Raw genomic sequence first — 16,667 nt, forward strand, 5'->3', positions numbered from 1 at the left:
TAACCGGATGCAGAGTTTAGTTCTCCTGATCTGGCTGGCCGTGTGCGCCGCCCAGGATGCCCGGCAACGGCGTATTTCCAATGTTCTTACGTTCGGTGCGGGGGCGCTGGCGTTGATCCATCTGTTGCTGACTGGCACGACCTGGCTCGGGACCGATGCGCAGGAGGGGCTCTGGGCCGGCGTGATTGCCCTGGCGTTGACGCTGCCGGGGTATTTCATGGGCCGCATGGGCGCAGGCGATGTGAAATTAATGACAGCCCTGGGCCTTGCGACGAACGGTTTATTCATTCTTTGTACGTTTATCGGCGCGGGTGTCGCCAGTTTGCTGTGGCTGCTGATCGCGCCAAGAGTCTGGCTTCATACGAGTCAAGGGCTTAGAGAACATCTTCGATATATGGAGCCGGGAGTGTCAAAGAAGCAGCCTTTTGCACCGTTCGTGCTGGTGGGAGTACTGCTGTCAGTGCCTTGGATCCATTAGTCGCAACTTGCCACTAGTCCTATGTACATAGTCGGAAAGTGCGTCTACTTTCAAAGGAAGTCGTTACACCGCCAAAGTGCAGAAAAAGTCAGCTTTGGCCCGAGCAATGGAGTGGTTCGTGAACAAGCTTACGTCTGCGGTAAAAGTGCTCGTGGTCGATGATCAACCGTTGATTGTCGAGGAGTTGTGCGAGTTTCTCGAAAGCAGTGGTTACCGCTGTGTGCCATGTGAATCCAGTCAGCAGGCGATTGAACGTTTCAGCCAGGACGCGGAAATCGGCCTGGTGCTGAGCGATCTGCATATGCCGGACATGAATGGCATCCAGTTGGTGCAGGAGCTGCAACGTATCGGCGGCAAACACCGGGTGTTCGAAGCGATCATGCTCACCGGTCGGGCCGATAAACAGGACGTGATCAAGGCTCTGCGCGCAGGGATTGCCGACTACTATCAGAAACCGGTCGATCTGGATGAACTGCTCGAAGGCGTGAAACGTCAGGAAGCGGCGCTGCAGGATCGGCACAAGAATGTGCAGTTGGGTCATCTGAACCAGAAGCTGCAATTTCTTTCCGAGTCCATCGACGATCTCTACCAGGACCTGGACAAGGTCCGGCGCAATCCGGCGGCGGTGGTCAGCGACATGCTCGGCGGCGAAGGCGCAGGCGCCGCGCAGGAGATTCCGGCGATCTTCAATCAGTTGTCGCCACGGCAACTGGATGTGGCGCGCCTGGTGGGCAAAGGGCAGACCAACTATCAGATCGCCTGCGAGTTGGGCATCACCGAAAACACCGTAAAGTTGTACGTCTCGCAGGTGTTGCGCCTGACCCACATGCACAACCGCACCCAGCTGGCACTGGCGCTGTCGCCGAGTGCTTCGGCGGCTCGTCAGCGTGTAACCGCACACTGATTTCGATTGCCTGTCCATCCCGGACAGGCAGTCAATTCTGCCAAAAACACCTCGCCTGAATTACTCTGGCTACGTCTTCGGTTTGGGGAACAGATTGTCCAGGGTTTCCAGCAGGCGCACGTGGTAGATCGGCTTGCGAAACAGGTCCAGCACCTGCAGGCGCAGCATGTCGCTGACGTCCTCCATGTCGGCGTGTCCTGACGTGACGATCACCGGCAGATGCTGGCGCGAAGTGTGCTCGCGCAGGCGCTTGATCAGCGACATGCCGGACTCTTCCGGCATGCGCAGATCGGTGATCACCAAGGCGATATCCGGATTGCGGGTGAGGTGGTGCAGGGCGAGCTTCACCGAAGTCGCGGTGTGGCAGGTAAAGCCCTCGCCCTCCAGTAACTCGGCCAGCTCAAGCAACGCATCCTCTTCATCGTCAACCAGAAGCAACTGTTGGCGGGGGAGTGAGGAAGCATTCATGGGCAATCCCTGAGAAGCTGAAAGTGCAATCGAGTGTAGCGCGACATTCGCCTGACGCGACTCACATCAGGGGGTCTGCACCGGAGCCGTTTGCGCAGTGCCGCCGAGCGCCACCAGAACGTTGTTGAAAATCGCAAAGATCTTCGCGCCCAAAGGTGTGATGAACACAACGACGACGACCGCCACCATAGCCACCACAATGGCGTATTCGATGGCTGATGCAGCCTCTGTGCTTGCCAGAAACGACCTCAGGCGCAATATCAGGTATTCAAGGAACATTGACATTCTCCTTCGTAACGGCGGGTGATCGGACTTACGAAATCCGATGAGTTGCCAGTGCCTGAGCGCTGCTGAACGTCAGCATGGGCACGAGCACTGGAAGAGGGGAAAGGTTTTGATCAGGGCGTCGTTCTGACCTGTGCCGTGCCACCGAGCTTGGTCAGCACCACGTTGAAAATGGCCAGCACCTTGTCGCCGATGGGCGTTACGAATACCACGACAACGACCGCCACCATTGCCACCACGATCGCGTATTCAATGGCAGACGCACCTTCTTCGCTTCTGCACAGCAGCCTGGCCCTGGCCAGTAGATAGTCGATGATCATCCGAAACATATGTCCACTCCTTCGCGCCTCTGGCGCCGATCCAACGCTACAGCGGCATGCTTGCACCGTGCTATCAGAGCATTGTCAACAAACCCTCGGTCAACAACTGTAAGAACGGATTAATCACAAAGGATTAACCGGATCGTTAGTCGGGCCGCTCCCTACAGTTAATTGGCCAGGACTCATACTTTAGTGAGTTATTTTCCTGTCAGTAATGGCGTTTTGGCACGGATCAGCTAGCTTGGAAATAGCGAAATAGTTGCATGTTCATAGCTGCCTGATCGCGAAAAATTCTCTCATCGGAAGTACAGGTCGTCGGTGCAGCAGGAAAGGGAGAGCCGTCATGAACAGTCGCGTCACCATGGGTCTTGCAGCGGTGCTGTTGCTGGGTGCAATCATCGTCGGTTACTGGGGTCTGGTTCTCAGTCGGCAACCGGCTCCCGTCGCCCAGGCGCCTGCTGCCCCGGTGGTCGTTATGGAAAAAACCGTCGCCGCCGCCGAAGACCAGACCCGTCAGCCAGTGGTCGTGCTGTTGCACGATGTTCCGCCTTTCACCCCTCTTACAGTTGCCGATGTGGCGCTGGAAAAACTGCGCAGCGCCCCGGCCGGCAGCCTTTCCAGTGTTGATCAAGCGGTGGGGCGCACGCCGTGGCGGCACCTCAGCGCCGGCACCTGGCTCAATGATCAAAGCTTCGAAGCCGGCGGCGCGCTGGCGCGGATGATCCACAGCGATGAGCGCGCGCTCACCGTGGCCGTGGACGAGGTAATCGGTGCCGCCGGGCAATTGGTTCCCGGCGACTACGTCGACGTGCTGCTCTATCTGCGGCAGGACGCGAGCAATCTGCAGCAGTCGGCGCAGATTGTGGTGCCGGCCATGCGCGTGCTTGGCGTCGGTGACCAATACGGTCTGACCAACGATGGCCAACCTGCCAACCCGGCCCTGAGCGCCGACGACAAACTCAAACAGGATCAACGCCGGATCGCCGCACGCACTGTAGTGCTGGCGGTGCCTGAGCAATTGCTGAGCCGGATGATGCTCGCCACCCAGGTCGGCACGTTGCGCCTGGCCGTACGCAGCAGTGAGGAGCAGCGTCTGGCGAAATACTGGGCCGGTGAAAAGCAGTCGCCGGCGCACCTGGACAACGCCAACAGCCAACTCTTCCAGTTCACGCAACTGGCCCTGGGCGCCGCGCCGAAAGCGCCGGCCATTGGCGGCCATGCGCGGACGCCGATGGAAGTGATCCGCGGCAATCAGGTTACCCAACAAGTCCCATGACTGAGCAAGGATCCACGTGCATGCAGAGTCGATTTCGGCCGCTATTAAAACCTGTAGTCCGGGCCTTGGTACTGATGGGACTGTCGATAAATGCGGCCATGGCGGCCACGGGCAATTGCTCGGCACTGGGTCGTATGCCACCGGTGATCGAGATCGGCGAAGGGTTCCAGCAGGACATCCAGTCACCCGTGGCAATCACCCGGGTGGCCATTGGCGACCCGAAAATCGCTGATGTGCACGACACCGGCAGCGCGTCGTTTTTACTGACCGGCGTGGCCCCCGGCGCTACCAGCCTGATGGTCTGGACGGCATGTTCCAGTGAACCTCGCCAGAGCATGGTCTTCGTACAAGGCAGTGCCACCGCCGCATTGACCAGCGCCAACCGCATGCCTTCCGATGATCCGACGCTGCCCTCGCAGGTGCAGACCGATATTCGCTTCGTTGAAGTCAGCCGCACCAAACTCAAGGAAGCCACCGCTTCGCTGATTGGCACGCGAGGCAATTTCCTGTTCGGCTCCCCCGGTACTTTGCCGCCCATCGACGGCGTGCCGACGCCGAGACTGCCGGTGGACAACGGCCTGTTCAACTTCTCGTGGATCGGCGGCAAGACCATGGCGATCATCAACGCGCTGGAAACCAGTGGCTTCGCCTACACCCTCGCGCGGCCGAGTCTGGTGGCACTGAGCGGGCAGAGCGCAAGCTTTCTGGCCGGGGGGGAAATTCCGATTCCGGTGCCCAGCGCCGGCAGCGACAACGTGTCGATCGAATACAAGGAGTTCGGCATCCGGCTGACCCTGACCCCGACCGTCATCAGCCACGACCGCATCGCGCTGAAAGTCGCACCGGAAGTCAGCGAACTGGATTTGAGTAACGCCGTGCAGATCGCCGGTACCACTGTGCCGGCCCTGACTATCCGCCGTACCGACACCAGCGTCTCGCTGGCCGACGGCGAAAGCTTCGTGATCAGCGGCTTGATCAGCACCACCAACAGTTCACAGGTGAACAAGTTTCCGGGACTGGGCGATATCCCGGTGCTCGGCGCCTTTTTCAAAGGTTCGCAAATCAAGCGCGAAGAGCGCGAACTGCTGATGATCGTCACTCCGCATCTGGTCCAGCCGTTGGCGGCCGATGCGCAACTGCCGTCGCTGCCGGGAGAAAAACTGCGCAACTACGACCCGAACTTCTACCGCATGTTCTTCCTGGAAAACGGCAACTTCGACAAGCGCAGCGGACTGTCCCAATGAACCAGAACCTGAGCCAGACCTTTCTTGCGATCACCCGTAACAGCACTGATCTGGAGTGGCTGCAAGGCGCTCTCGCGCCGCTGGGCCAAGTGGTGAGCGCCGGGGCCGGGAGCCTGGATGAGCTGCTGGCGTTGGTGGACGTCACCTTTGCCAGCCTGGTGTTCGTCGGCCTCGACCGTGACCATGTGGTGGCGCAGAGTGCGTTGATCGAAGGTGCGCTGGAAGCCAAGCCGATGCTCGCCATCGTTGCGCTCGGCGACGGCATGGACAATCAACTGGTGCTCAACGCCATGCGCGCCGGCGCCCGGGATTTCGTGGCGTACGGTTCGCGGGCCAGTGAAGTCGCCGGGCTGGTGCGACGCCTGAACAAACGTCTGCCACCGGTGACGGCCAACACCCAGCTCGGTGGCCTCACCGTGTTGTACGGCGCACAGAGCAATTCCGACGGTGCGTTGTTGACCAGTCACATGGCGCAGGTGGTGCAAAAGAGTGGGCAGCAAACTCTGCTGCTGGATCTGGGCCTGCCCCGTGGCGACAGCCTGGCATTGCTCGGGCTCGAGAGTTCGTTTCATTTCGGCGATGCCTTGCGTCATTTGCGCAGGCTCGACGCCACGCTGATCGACAGCGCCTTCACCAGCACGGACGCCGGCTTGCGGATTCTGGCGTACGCCAGCAGCGACGAGCCGCTGGAAAGCACCAGCGCCGCCGAGCTGTACATGTTGCTCAGCGCCCTGCGCCAACACTTCCAGCACATCGTCGTGAACCTCACCGGGCAGTCCGAGAGCGAAGCCTTGCGCACGTTTGTCAGCCATTGCGACAAGCTGCTGTGGTACACCGATCAGAACGTGCTCAACTGCCGCCGCAACCTTGTGGTGCTCAACCTGTGGCGCGAGAAGGGCATGAAGCTCGACCACGCGCGTCTGCTGGTGGACGGCTATCTGGGCAACGTTGCACCGGATGCCGAGACCCTGGGCAAAACCTTCAATCTGGAAGTGATCGCGGTGTTGGCCGCCAACGCCGAAGTGCGCCTGAACGCCAAGAACCAGGGCGTCAGCCTGTTCGAACTGGCCCCGCGGGAAAAACTCACGCAGAGCCTGCGCACCCTCGGCGAGCTTCTGGCCAAGCGCTCCGAAGGCCTGGCCAAACCCAAGGTCACTTGGTTCGACCGCTTGCGAGGCACCTCATGAGCGCAGAAAAACTGTTCGGCGCGGTGCCGCACGGCGCGGTCGGCAATACCGATCACGAAGGGCTGAAACTGGTCCTGCACCGCTACATCATCGACGCCATCGAAGAGTCGGGAAAAAACCTGCTGGAAGGCTCGCGCCAGTTGCTGGCGCAGTTTGTCACCGACAAGGCCGCCGAATACATCGCCCGCTTGCACCTGGCGATTTCCCGTTATGAGATGGAGCGCCTGGCTGAGGAAATCGTTGACGAACTGACCGGCTTCGGTCCGCTGGAAGTGCTGCTGCGCGATCAGTCGGTGACCGAGATTCTGGTCAACGGCCCGCACCGGGTGTTCATCGAACGCGATGGCGTGCTGCATCAAAGTGACTTGCGTTTTATCGATGCGCATCACGTCGAGCGGGTCATGCAACGGATTCTCGCGCCGCTCGGGCGACGCCTCGACGAGTCTTCGCCGATGGTCGATGCGCGCCTGCCGGACGGCAGTCGGGTCAACGCGATCATTCCGCCGATCGCCCTCGACGGCCCTTGCCTGTCGATCCGCAAGTTTCGCAAGGACATGCTCAAGAGCAGCGACCTGATGGCGATGCAGACCATCGATCTGGCGATTTTCGAGTTTCTCCAGGAGGCGGTGGGCAAGCGCTGCAACGTGCTCATCAGCGGCGGTACCGGCACCGGCAAAACCACGCTGCTGAACATTCTCAGCCAGTTGATCAACCCGCACGAACGGCTGGTGACCATCGAGGACGTCGCCGAACTGCAGCTCGGCCACCCGCACGTGGTACGTCTGGAAACCCGTCCGCCGAATGCCGAGGGTCATGGTGAAGTGAAGGCCAGTGACCTGATTCGCAACGCCCTGCGCATGCGCCCCGACCGGATCATCCTCGGCGAGATTCGCGGCGTCGAAGTGGTCGATGTGCTGACCGCCATGAACACCGGGCACGACGGCTCGATGAGCACCGTGCACGCCAACAATGCGCAGGATGCGTTGCTGCGCCTGGAGACGCTGGTGGGGCTGACTGGCCGCTCCATCGCCGAGCGCACCTTGCGCCAGATGATCTGCGCCGCCCTCGACGTGATCATCCAGCTGACCCGCCTGCCCGATGGCCGGCGCTGCGTCAGCGAGGTGGTGGAAGTGGTCGGCATTCGTGAAGACGTTTACGTCACCAACACCCTGTTTCGCCTTGATCGACGTACCGGTTTCGGCTTCCTGCGCGAAGCGGTCAATCCGGCGGGCGACAAGTTGCGGCACGAGACGAACCTGGGCTGACAGCATGGAACTCGCATCATGATCGGACCGGCCATTCTCATCCTGCTTTGTCTGATCCTGCTCGGGCTGTCGATCTGGTTGTTCCTGCGCGGCATCCACAAGACCAGCAACGAGCGCGTGCTCAACCGCCTCGCGGCGGGGCAGCCACAACTGGCCGCGCAGAAGCCGACCTGGGTCGGGCTCGAGCGGATGTTTTTGCGCGCCGGACTGGGGCGGCCCAACGAGCGCTTCGGCCTGTGGCTGACGCTGTGGGGTGTGGCGATTGCCCTCGGTTATCTGCTGGCGAGCTGGATCGGTTTGCTGGCGATGCTGTTGGCGCCGCCGCTGATCTTGCGCCTGTACATTTCCTGGCTGTACCACCGCCGGATCAGACGCATGATCGAGCAGTTGCCGGCGTTGCTCGACCACACCGTGCGCAGCCTCAAGTCCGGACGCACCCTGAGCGATGCGGTCATGGGCAGCATCGAGGCGAGTGACGATCCGCTGAAAGAAGCCATGGGCCGGGTGCAGCGCAACGTGCAACTGGGCGTCAATCTGCCGGATGCGGTCAGTGACCTTGCCGAACTGTATGAACAGGACGAGCTGCGCATGTTCGCCCTCGGCCTCAAGGTCAACCATCGCTACGGTGGCAATGCCAGCGAGTTGCTGGAGAACCTGATCAAGTTGATCCGCGAACGTGATCAGGGCGCTCGGCAACTGCGCGCGCTCACAGGCGAGACGCGCATGACCGCCTGGGTGCTCGGTTCGCTGCCAGTGATCCTGGTGAGTTACTTCATGCTGACCAACCCCGGCTACATGCTCGGCATGTGGCACGACTCCGGCGGCCAGACCATGTTGATCATCGCCGTGGTGTTGCAAGTGACCGGTTGCCTGGCGCTGTGGCGCATGTTGCGGAGTATTTGAAATGGTTTATCTCGCCGCCCTGATGCTGTTGCTCGGCGCCCTGTTGCTGGTGGTCAACCATCTGCTGACGGAGCGGCGTCGGGTGCGCCAGGTCAACCAGCGGTTGCAGGGACATCTGGCGCGCGAGAGCCGCTTCGGCCATTGGCTGCGCGCATTGGGCAACAGCAAGTTCGGTCAGCGCTCGGTCAGCATCGACAGCGAAACCCAGACCTTGCTCAGCCGCCTCGGCTGGCGCCGCGCCAGTGAGCGCTCGCTGTACGCCGCCTGCCAGATCGGCACGCCACTGCTGATGCTGGGGTTGGCAATTTTTCTGCAGGAAGTGTTTTTTCCTCACGCGGCCAATCGCTGGATAGTGCCCATGCTCGCCACCGGCGCCGGTTATCTGCTGCCCAAGCGACTGCTGGCGTACGCCGCCGGGCGTCGGCAGAAAACCATTGCCGTGGAAATCTCCACGTTCATCCCGCTGCTGCGCATCCTCTTCGAATCGGGGATGGCGGTCGAACAAGCCTTGCGCGTGCTCAGCAGCGAGGGGCAAAAACTGCTGCCGGAACTGACCCGCGAGCTGCGCCTGATTCTGGCGCGGGTCGACTCGGGACTCGAGCTGGGACAGGAACTGCACAAGACCTCGGTGATGCTCGCGGTCGATGAGTTCACCGACACCTGCGTGATCCTGCAACAGCTGATTCAGCAGGGCGGCGGGGCGATGAAATCGCTGTTGGCGCTCAAGCAATTGCTCGACGACCGACGCCTGACCCGACTGCAGGAATATATCTCGAAGATGTCCGCGAAGATGTCGGTGGTGATGATGCTGTTTCTGTTTCCTGCTTTGCTGATCGTACTGGCCGGCCCGGGATTCACCGCGATTACCCGGGCATTTGCAAACTGACGTTGGCTCACGGAGAGCATTTGATGAAAGCACTGATTGTCGTGGCAAGTCTGTTGATGCTCGGTGGTTGCGCCACCGACGGTCAGGCGCCGTGGTCGGCGCTGCTGGCGCCGACCAGTTGCAGCAAGCTCGATTCCGAACAGGAACTGGCCCTGAACCTGGCCGACGACCTGGCCAACGACGGCAAGCTGCACGCCAGCCTGGCCAACCTGCAAAGCCTGCCCGACAACCTGGTCGAGGTGCGCCTGCGCAAGGCCAAGGTCTACCGCTTGCTCGGGCGCAATGAGGCCGAGCCGTTATATCGCGGACTGCTCGGTACGTGCCTGACGGCGGACGCCGAGCATGGTCTGGGTCAGCTCTATGCGGCCCGTGGCGATAACGCTCAGGCCCTGACGCACTTGCAGCGCGCGGTGCGTCTGGCGCCAACCAATGAAAAGATTCGCAACGACCTGGGCGTGGTCTACCTCAACCAGTTGCGCCTTGAAGACGCCCGTTTCGAATTCCTCACCGCCATCGAACTCAAGCAGAACGATCAACTGGCACCGCTGAACCTGGTGACCTTGCTGCTCTATCAGAACAACTGGCAGCAAGCCGCCGAAATCGTCAGCCGCGCGCACCTGACGCCGGAGCAATTCTCCGAAGCCCAGAGCCGTGCGGAAAAACTCAAGGTACCGGCCAAGGCCCCGGCGGCGGCCGGCAATCAGGTGGCGGTAGTGGCTGACCCACAACCGTCGACGCTCAAGTGACACTCCGGGAGATCACCATGAACACCTTGCACCGCGTGTGCTGCCTGACCCTGCTCAGCCTGCCGCTTGCAGCCCAGGCAATCGACGCCGGCCCGGCCTCGGCGCAGCAACAGGAAACCGAAGGCTGGCTGGTGCTGCAAAGCCGCAACCAGGCCGCTTCGCCCAAACCGCAAACCGCCACGGCGACCGAGAGAGAACTGGCGATGCAGCGCTGGTTGAAGAAGTACAAGTACGAGATTCCGGACTTTTACGACCCGGATGCCGGTGGCAAGATCGAGACCAAAAACTAGCTTGAGGGCGACACCTGATCCAGCGTTGATCACAGGCGAGGCCGGCTCTCACTCATGACCTTGTGAGAGCCGGCCTGGCCTGTGATCGACGACTTACAACTGATAGCTGAAACTGATGCTGTAACGCGCCCGGCGATTGAACGTATCCAGCGCTTCATCCGACATCGGCTTGGCGGCCTCCAACGCAATGTTGTAGTACTTGGCATCGCCAAAACGCAGCCCCACCGCCGCTGATGACAGGTCGTTGCTCTGCACCTGCAGTTTGTTGAACCAGGTTTTGGAACGGTCCAGCACCACGTACGGCTGCAGAATGCGCACCCAGTTGCCGTCGCGATTGAAGCTGTAGTTGACCTCGTAAGCCGCCCCCCAGCCCTTGTCACCCGACGCTTGATCATCCGGGTAGCCACGGCCGAAGTTTTGCCCGCCAAACACCGCGCGCTCGCTGTCGGGCAAGGTGTCGTCGCTCCAGTACAGGGCGGCCGACAGCACCCCTTGCCAGTTGTCGAAGAACTTGTCGCTCTGCACCCCGGAGAGGCGCAGGCGCAGGAAGTTCAGGTCCAGCGCCGGGTTGTTGGAGTGCGCGCCCATGCTGTCGAGGCCTTGATACAGGCCGCCACTGAGAATCCGTAGCTGCCGGGTATCGGCCTTGCGCCAGTCGCCTTCGAACGCGAGGGCGCGCACGTTGGTGCGCTCCTCGATACTCACCGGGTAGCCGACCACGTCGTAACGGTTTTTGTCATCCACCGCGTACAGCCGCGCTCCACCATTGAGCAGCTCGTTGGATGCCGCAATGAACGGGTGGCTGACGCCGATGGAGTAACGATCGTCCTCCTTGTGCGGCTTGAGTTCGAAGCCGTCGCTGGTGAGCACGTTGGTGCCCGGGTCGGCCCGGTAGCGAGAGGCGAACAGGCTCAGTTGCGTGCCTTCGCTGTTGAGGAACTGGTTGTAGTCCAGGCGGTAGTAGTGCTCGTGATCGTCCCCCGGCGGAAACAGCCCGCTGAGGGTCAACTGCTCGCCCATGGCCGTCTGAGAATTGCTGCTGACGCCCAGCAGTGCCTGAGTGCCGTTGCGATTGTCTTCGGTGGTGTTCAGGCTGCTGGTGAACGCTTTGCGGCTGGCCTGGGCCACCAGCGTGGTGGCGCCGTCGGTGGTGCCGGGCGGCGGTACTTGCGCCTGAAGGGTCACACCGGGGATGCGGGTCATCAGCGTGGTGTAGCGTTCGAACGTCTTGCGGGTCAGCGGTCGTTCGGCCTGGATTTTTGCTGCCAGTTCGTCGAGCAGACCTTTGACCCGACCGACATCGCCCTGCACCTGAACATCGCGCACATAGCCCTCCACCAATACCACCCGGGCCACACCGCCATCGAAGCGCTGTTGCGGCAGGAAGGCATAGGACAGCAGGTAGCCGTCCTTCTGATAGCGACGGGTGATGTTGCGTGTGGCTTCGATCAGATCGGCCAGGCTGGTCTGGTGGCCGATCAGGGGTTTGTAGACTTCGGCCAGTTCGTTGAGCGGGTAGATCGTGCCGCCTTCGATCTGCACGGTTTTCAGATTGATTTTTGTCTCCATCAGCAACGGTTGCGCTGCGGCCGCGCCAGGTTCTGGGACTTGCAGGGGCGTGGCGGCCGGACGATAGGCATCCGCCGGCAGGTTCGGCACGGGTAGATTGCGAGTGGTTTCGTTGCTGTTGAGAAAGCTGGGAAGGGTGTCGGCGAGGGCGGCGGAACTGATACTGAGGAACAGCAGGGATGCCATTACGCGCATAGGACACTCCATGGTCAGATCACAGCGCTGGACTGAAGTTCTTCTAAGAAAAAAGCGGAAGACTCGTGGGAATCTTCCGCCTTCAACCAAGCGTAGGCGCTGTAGGTGAGGCCGTCGAATCGGCCAGGTGCAATTTAATGTGTGACGCCACCCAGAGTGCCGGTCAGGCCTCCGAGTACACCGCCCAGGCCGCCGGTGGTGCCGCCGGTGTTGGTTGTGCTGGTGGCGGTATTGAGCAGACCGCCGACCGTGCCGACGACCCCGCCGACCGCACCGGCAGTCCCGCCACTGGTTGTGCCGGTACCGCCGTTGAGCAGGCCGCCGACCGAGGCGACAGTGCTGCCGACATTGTTGACCACCCCACCGACTGCAGTTGTCACCGGGTTATTGGTGGACGCAATGGTGGTGCCGATGCTGCTCACCGCGCCGCCGACCTGACCGGTGAGACCGGCGACCGGTGCGCCCAGGCCCGTTGTGGCGCCGACTTGTTGGGTGACGCTGGTGACCGCGCTGGTCACCGGATTAAGCGCTGCGCCGACGGTGGCACCGACGGTGGCCAGCGGCGAAGTGGTCGCGGTGATCGGTGTGCCCGAGCCGCCGAGCACAGTGTTGACCGAGGCAATGGTGTTGCCCAGCGAGGCGGTGGTGACGCCAGCGGCGCTGACCGTGCCGTTGGTGTTACCGGCGTTCAGACCGGAACCGACGTTGACCACTGCACCGCCGACGGTTTGCAACAAGCCCGTACCGCCCAGGCCACCGCTCAGTCCACCACCGGAAGTGGTGCCGTTGTTTGCCAGCCCGCCCGCTGTGCTGACGGTGGTGCCGACGTTGCTCAGGGCACCGCCAACGGTGTTGGTCAGGGCATTGCCGCCGCCCGCGCCTGTGACCTGACCGCCGAGGCTTTTCACCGCGCCACCGACCTGGCCGATGACGCCATTGAGCGGAGCGCCGAGGCCGGTCGTGCTGCCCACTTTGTTAGTGGTGCTTTCAACCATCGCAATGACTGGCACCAGACTGTTGCCGACATTCTTGGTCACCGAGCCGAGTGGGCCGGTGGTGGTGGCCAGACTCAGGGTGTCGCCGAGCATGGTGACTTTCTCGCCGACGCCGTCGAGCACGGGTGCGACTTTGGTGACCACGCCGCCGACGACCGGAACACTGCCGGTGGCGGTCGCCAGTTTGCCGCTCAGGTCCGAAACACCAGTGCCGACATCCGCGACCACGCCGCCAACCGATGACGCGGTAACGCCCAAGCCATTGTTGACAGTGCCCAGTTTGCCGATGCCGTTGGTCACGCCATCACCCAGGGTGCTGACGACGTTGCCGGCGGTGTTGGCCGCGCTTTGCACGACGCCACCGACCACCGGAACGGTGCTCAACGAGTCGCCGACCTGGCCGACGCCATCGCCAACGCCGCTGACAGTTTTGCCGACATCCTGTACCAGAGTTGTCGTTACCAGTGGGGTAGTGGTCGGGGTGGTCGGCCCAGTCGGATCAGTTCCGCCTGTACCCCCCGTGCCGCCTGTACCTCCGGTTCCTCCAGTGCCGGTGCCGCCTGTGCCGCCTGTGCCAGCGGTACCACCTGTGCCTCCGGTACCACCTGTGCCTCCGGTACCACCTGTGCCACTCGTCCCACCGGTTCCTCCGGTACCACTGGTTCCGCCAGTTCCGCCAGTTCCGCCAGTTCCGCCAGTGCCTGCGGTTCCTCCGGTTCCGGAATCCGAGCCGCCAGTTCCGCCAGTTCCGCTGGTACCACCGCTGCCACTGGTTCCACCGCTGCCTGCTGCCGCGCTGTCCGGGGAAGAGCTGCCGGAACTGCTGTGATGGCCGCCACCGCCGCTGCTGCAGCCCGCGATACCAAGGGAGAGGATCAATGCCAGCGCTGTCGCCGATTTGCACCACACTTGAGTTTTCATGATTGAGATTCCTTGCACCTGTCACAACGTTCGTTGCATTCGATGGCTCACCGATCTGTCGTCGGTAATGCCTCGTCCGTGGTGCCAATCTCGATCGCGTCGCGGGTTCCCGCCATTCTCAAGTTGGTATTAACGCCTTTATATATAGGGCGCGGCGCAGCGCCTAAGGACTAATACCCAGGATATAAAGGCGCAAAAAAAAGCCTTTAAAATCAAGGCTGGATTTTTTTAGGGCCCTGTGTCGGGCGCGGAAAAACTTAAGTGATATATACACAATTTACAGGTTTGGCCGCCCCGTGACGGCCAGAAAACCTTGTGGCGAGGGATCAGGCGATCGGCTGCCACTGCCCGACCATGTGCTCCAGATCCCCGGCACCGATCAGGCGCAACTCACCGCTCGACCCCGGCGCACTGGCCAACAGTGAAACCGCACTGGGCAAGCGCACCGGTTTGCGAAAGTGCACGGCAATTTCAAGGTTGGCCTTGGGCAAGTGATCGGCGAGTGCCGCGAGGGTTCGCGCCTTGTTCCACAACCCGTGGGCGATGGCAGTGGGAAAACCGAACAGCCTGGCGCTGGCGGCGCTCAAATGAATCGGGTTGTAGTCACCCGAGACCTTGGCGTATTGCCGACCGATGTCGGCCGGCGCTGTCCACTGCGCCACTTGCGTCAACACCTGGGAGGTCTCCCAACTGCGCTCGACGGGTTCGCCATCAAGCTTCACGCCGCGACAGAGCATCTGGCTTTCCGCTTCCCACAGCGGCCCGAGTTGGTCATCCAGGGTGGTCAACACCTCTAAGGTCGCGCCTTTGGAATGCGGTTGCAGGTTGTGCACCCGGACACCGACTTGCGCACGACTGATCCCGCCCATCGGGCGCAATACGCGAATGCGGTTGCTCAGGTGAATCAGTCCCAGCAGCGGGAATGGAAAGTCTTTTGCCGTGAGCAATTGCATCTGCAGAGCGAATGCCAGGATATGCGGATAAGTCGGCGGCAACAGGCCGTCATCAGCAAAGCCGCAAACCTTGCGATAGGCCGCCAGTTTCTGCCCGTCGATGTCGACCCAACAGCGCAAACCGTCGTCGGGCAGTTGGGTGCCGGTGATTTTGCGCCGGGTTGCGGCCCGCGCATACAGGCCGGGCAAGCTCGGTTCACGGTCGAGGGTGTGCCATTCAATGCTCATGTCTACGCCCCCAGAACACTTTGTCCACAGACCCGCAGCGCCTGGCCGGTGAACGCGCCGGTGCCCGGTTGCGCCAGCCACGCGACGGCTTCGGCGACATCTTGCGGCAAACCGCCCTGGCCCAACGAACTCATGCGCCGCCCGGCCTCACGCAGGCCGAAAGGGATGTGCGCGGTCATCTGGGTTTCGATGAAGCCCGGCGCCACCGCGTTGATGCTGATGCCGCGTTCGAGCAGTGTCGGCGCCCAAGCCTGGGCCAGGCCGATCAAACCGGCCTTGCTGGCCGCGTAGTTGGTCTGCCCGCGGTTGCCGGCGATGCCGCTGATCGACGCCAGCAGAATCACCCGCGCATCGTCGTGCAGGGTGCCGCTGTCGAGCAGGGCCTTGGTCAGCACCTGCGGGGCATTGAGATTGACCGCCAGCACCGCATCCCAGAATTCCGGGGTCATGTTGGCCAGGGTCTTGTCGCGGGTGATGCCGGCGTTGTGCACCAGAATATCGAGGCCGTCCGGCAGTTGTTCGATCAGTTGCGCGGCGGCGTCTTCGGCGCAGATGTCGAGGGTGATCGCCCGGCCACCGAGGCGAGCGGCGAGGGCTTCCAGATCGGTTTTGGCCGGAGGAACGTCAAGCAGAATCACCTCGGCACCATCGCGGGCCAGGGTTTCGGCAATCGACGCACCGATCCCGCGTGCCGCGCCGGTGACCAGCGCCTTGCGCCCGGCCAGTGGCCGAGTCCAGTCGCTGACTTGTGTGGCGCAGGCGCTCAGGCGAATCACCTGTCCGGAGACAAACGCACTTTTTGGCGAGAGGAAAAACCGCAGCGGGCCTTCCAGCTGGTCCTCGGCGCCTTCTCCGACATAGATCAGTTGCAGCGTACCGCCGCTGCGCAGCTCCTTGGCCAGCGAGCGCGAAAAGCCTTCGAGTGCCCGTTGCGCGCTGGACGCAAAGGGCTCGCGCAGGGTTTCCGGGGCGCGGCCGAGAATCACCAGATGCGCGCTGTGGTCGAGATTCTTCATCAGCGGTTGGAAGAACTCGCGCAGCTGTTTGAGCTGGTCGGTGTGCAGCAGGTCGCTGGCGTCGAACACCACGGCCTTGAGTTTCGGCCCGTGCCCGGGGATCCACGCAGTGGCCATCGAAGGCTCGGTGCCGTAGCTGTAGATCGCATCGGTCAGGCGGTTGGCGAACGCATTGACCCGTTCAGCCAGCGGCCCGCCGCCGATCAGCAGCGCACCGTCCACCGGCCGCAGGCGTCCGGCCTGCCAGCGTTCCAGCCGCACCGGCGACGGCAGGCCCAAAGCCCCGACCAAACGGTGGCCGATGGACGAGTTGGCGAAGTCGATATAGCGGTCAGACATGGAACGCTCTCCAAAAGTTGGGGTTCAAAGTGTGGACTACCAACGGCAATCAATCGTTCGATCCACGCAATAAGGCCTACGCTAGAACAGCAGAGTAGTTGGCCGCCGAGGGTTTTGTGGCCGAACACAGATTCAGTAACAACGCTGAACCCTGTAGGAGTGAGCCTGCTCGCGATGAGGCCAGCACATTCGGCATTGT

The 16,667-nt window shown here is 61.9% G+C and carries 17 protein-coding genes; 10 read left to right on the top strand and 7 right to left on the bottom strand.

Annotated elements, in window-relative coordinates; genetic code table 11:
- The first annotated feature begins 7 nt into the window (after nt 1-7).
- The gene (locus KKQ10_RS13540) at nt 8-478 is read left to right on the top strand and encodes an A24 family peptidase (RefSeq protein ID WP_215501374.1); all 471 of its coding nucleotides are present in this window, start codon (nt 8-10) and stop codon (nt 476-478) included.
- A gap of 118 nt (nt 479-596) precedes the next feature.
- Nucleotides 597-1,382: a response regulator transcription factor gene (locus KKQ10_RS13545; protein ID WP_274657725.1), complete on the top strand. Its 786-nt coding sequence runs from the start codon at nt 597-599 to the stop codon at nt 1,380-1,382.
- Nucleotides 1,383-1,451: 69 nt separating this feature from the next.
- Here KKQ10_RS13545 and KKQ10_RS13550 read toward each other — a convergent pair whose 3' ends face one another.
- From KKQ10_RS13550 to KKQ10_RS13560, 3 genes are all read right to left on the bottom strand, one after another.
- Nucleotides 1,452-1,850, bottom strand: a complete 399-nt coding sequence (locus KKQ10_RS13550) for a response regulator (protein WP_215501376.1) — start codon at nt 1,848-1,850, stop codon at nt 1,452-1,454.
- A 66-nt stretch (nt 1,851-1,916) separates the two neighbouring features.
- Nucleotides 1,917-2,129, bottom strand: coding sequence for a Flp family type IVb pilin (locus KKQ10_RS13555; protein WP_127649144.1), 213 nt, complete (start codon nt 2,127-2,129; stop codon nt 1,917-1,919).
- A gap of 119 nt (nt 2,130-2,248) precedes the next feature.
- Complete coding sequence (locus tag KKQ10_RS13560) at nt 2,249-2,464, bottom strand: Flp family type IVb pilin (RefSeq protein ID WP_373557745.1); 216 nt, start codon at nt 2,462-2,464, stop codon at nt 2,249-2,251.
- 334 nt (nt 2,465-2,798) lie between these two features.
- Between KKQ10_RS13560 and cpaB the strand changes: the two genes are divergently transcribed.
- Genes cpaB through KKQ10_RS13600 form a run of 8 tightly spaced genes read left to right on the top strand, consistent with a single transcriptional unit; the run spans nt 2,799 to nt 10,252 of the window.
- On the top strand, nt 2,799-3,731 hold the full coding sequence (cpaB, locus tag KKQ10_RS13565) for a Flp pilus assembly protein CpaB (protein ID WP_215501377.1): 933 nt from the start codon (nt 2,799-2,801) through the stop codon (nt 3,729-3,731).
- Between the two features lie 20 nt (nt 3,732-3,751).
- On the top strand, nt 3,752-4,975 hold the full coding sequence (locus KKQ10_RS13570; protein WP_215501378.1) for a type II and III secretion system protein family protein: 1,224 nt from the start codon (nt 3,752-3,754) through the stop codon (nt 4,973-4,975).
- Complete coding sequence (locus KKQ10_RS13575; RefSeq protein WP_215501379.1) at nt 4,972-6,162, top strand: CpaE/TadZ family protein; 1,191 nt, start codon at nt 4,972-4,974, stop codon at nt 6,160-6,162. Before KKQ10_RS13570 ends, KKQ10_RS13575 begins: the two co-directional genes overlap by 4 nt.
- Nucleotides 6,159-7,427, top strand: a complete 1,269-nt coding sequence (locus tag KKQ10_RS13580) for a TadA family conjugal transfer-associated ATPase (protein ID WP_215501380.1) — start codon at nt 6,159-6,161, stop codon at nt 7,425-7,427. Before KKQ10_RS13575 ends, KKQ10_RS13580 begins: the two co-directional genes overlap by 4 nt.
- A gap of 18 nt (nt 7,428-7,445) precedes the next feature.
- A complete protein-coding gene (locus KKQ10_RS13585) occupies nt 7,446-8,330 on the top strand; it encodes a type II secretion system F family protein (RefSeq protein ID WP_215501381.1) in 885 nt (294 codons plus the stop codon).
- Between the two features lies 1 nt (nt 8,331).
- Entirely contained in the window at nt 8,332-9,216 is an 885-nt protein-coding gene (locus KKQ10_RS13590) for a type II secretion system F family protein (protein WP_215501382.1), read from the top strand.
- 23 nt (nt 9,217-9,239) lie between these two features.
- Entirely contained in the window at nt 9,240-9,962 is a 723-nt protein-coding gene (locus tag KKQ10_RS13595; RefSeq protein ID WP_215501383.1) for a tetratricopeptide repeat protein, read from the top strand.
- 17 nt (nt 9,963-9,979) lie between these two features.
- On the top strand, nt 9,980-10,252 hold the full coding sequence (locus KKQ10_RS13600; protein ID WP_127649160.1) for a DUF3613 domain-containing protein: 273 nt from the start codon (nt 9,980-9,982) through the stop codon (nt 10,250-10,252).
- A gap of 93 nt (nt 10,253-10,345) precedes the next feature.
- Here the strand turns inward: KKQ10_RS13600 and KKQ10_RS13605 are convergent, their stop codons facing one another.
- The 4 genes from KKQ10_RS13605 to KKQ10_RS13620 form a co-directional block, all read right to left on the bottom strand.
- Nucleotides 10,346-12,016, bottom strand: coding sequence for a ShlB/FhaC/HecB family hemolysin secretion/activation protein (locus KKQ10_RS13605; protein WP_215501384.1), 1,671 nt, complete (start codon nt 12,014-12,016; stop codon nt 10,346-10,348).
- Between the two features lie 134 nt (nt 12,017-12,150).
- Nucleotides 12,151-13,932 carry a collagen-like triple helix repeat-containing protein gene (locus KKQ10_RS13610; protein ID WP_215501385.1) on the bottom strand — a complete coding sequence of 594 codons (1,782 nt, stop codon included), beginning with the start codon at nt 13,930-13,932 and terminating at the stop codon, nt 12,151-12,153.
- Nucleotides 13,933-14,258: 326 nt separating this feature from the next.
- Nucleotides 14,259-15,113 (bottom strand): MaoC family dehydratase, encoded by an 855-nt coding sequence (locus tag KKQ10_RS13615; RefSeq protein WP_215501386.1) that lies wholly within the window; start codon nt 15,111-15,113, stop codon nt 14,259-14,261.
- A 2-nt stretch (nt 15,114-15,115) separates the two neighbouring features.
- Nucleotides 15,116-16,468 carry a 3-oxoacyl-ACP reductase gene (locus KKQ10_RS13620; protein ID WP_215501387.1) on the bottom strand — a complete coding sequence of 451 codons (1,353 nt, stop codon included), beginning with the start codon at nt 16,466-16,468 and terminating at the stop codon, nt 15,116-15,118.
- Nucleotides 16,469-16,667: the final 199 nt, after the last annotated feature.

This window comes from Pseudomonas sp. MG-9 (assembly GCF_018729515.1).
In the GTDB taxonomy this organism is placed as follows: domain Bacteria; phylum Pseudomonadota; class Gammaproteobacteria; order Pseudomonadales; family Pseudomonadaceae; genus Aquipseudomonas; species Aquipseudomonas serboccidentalis.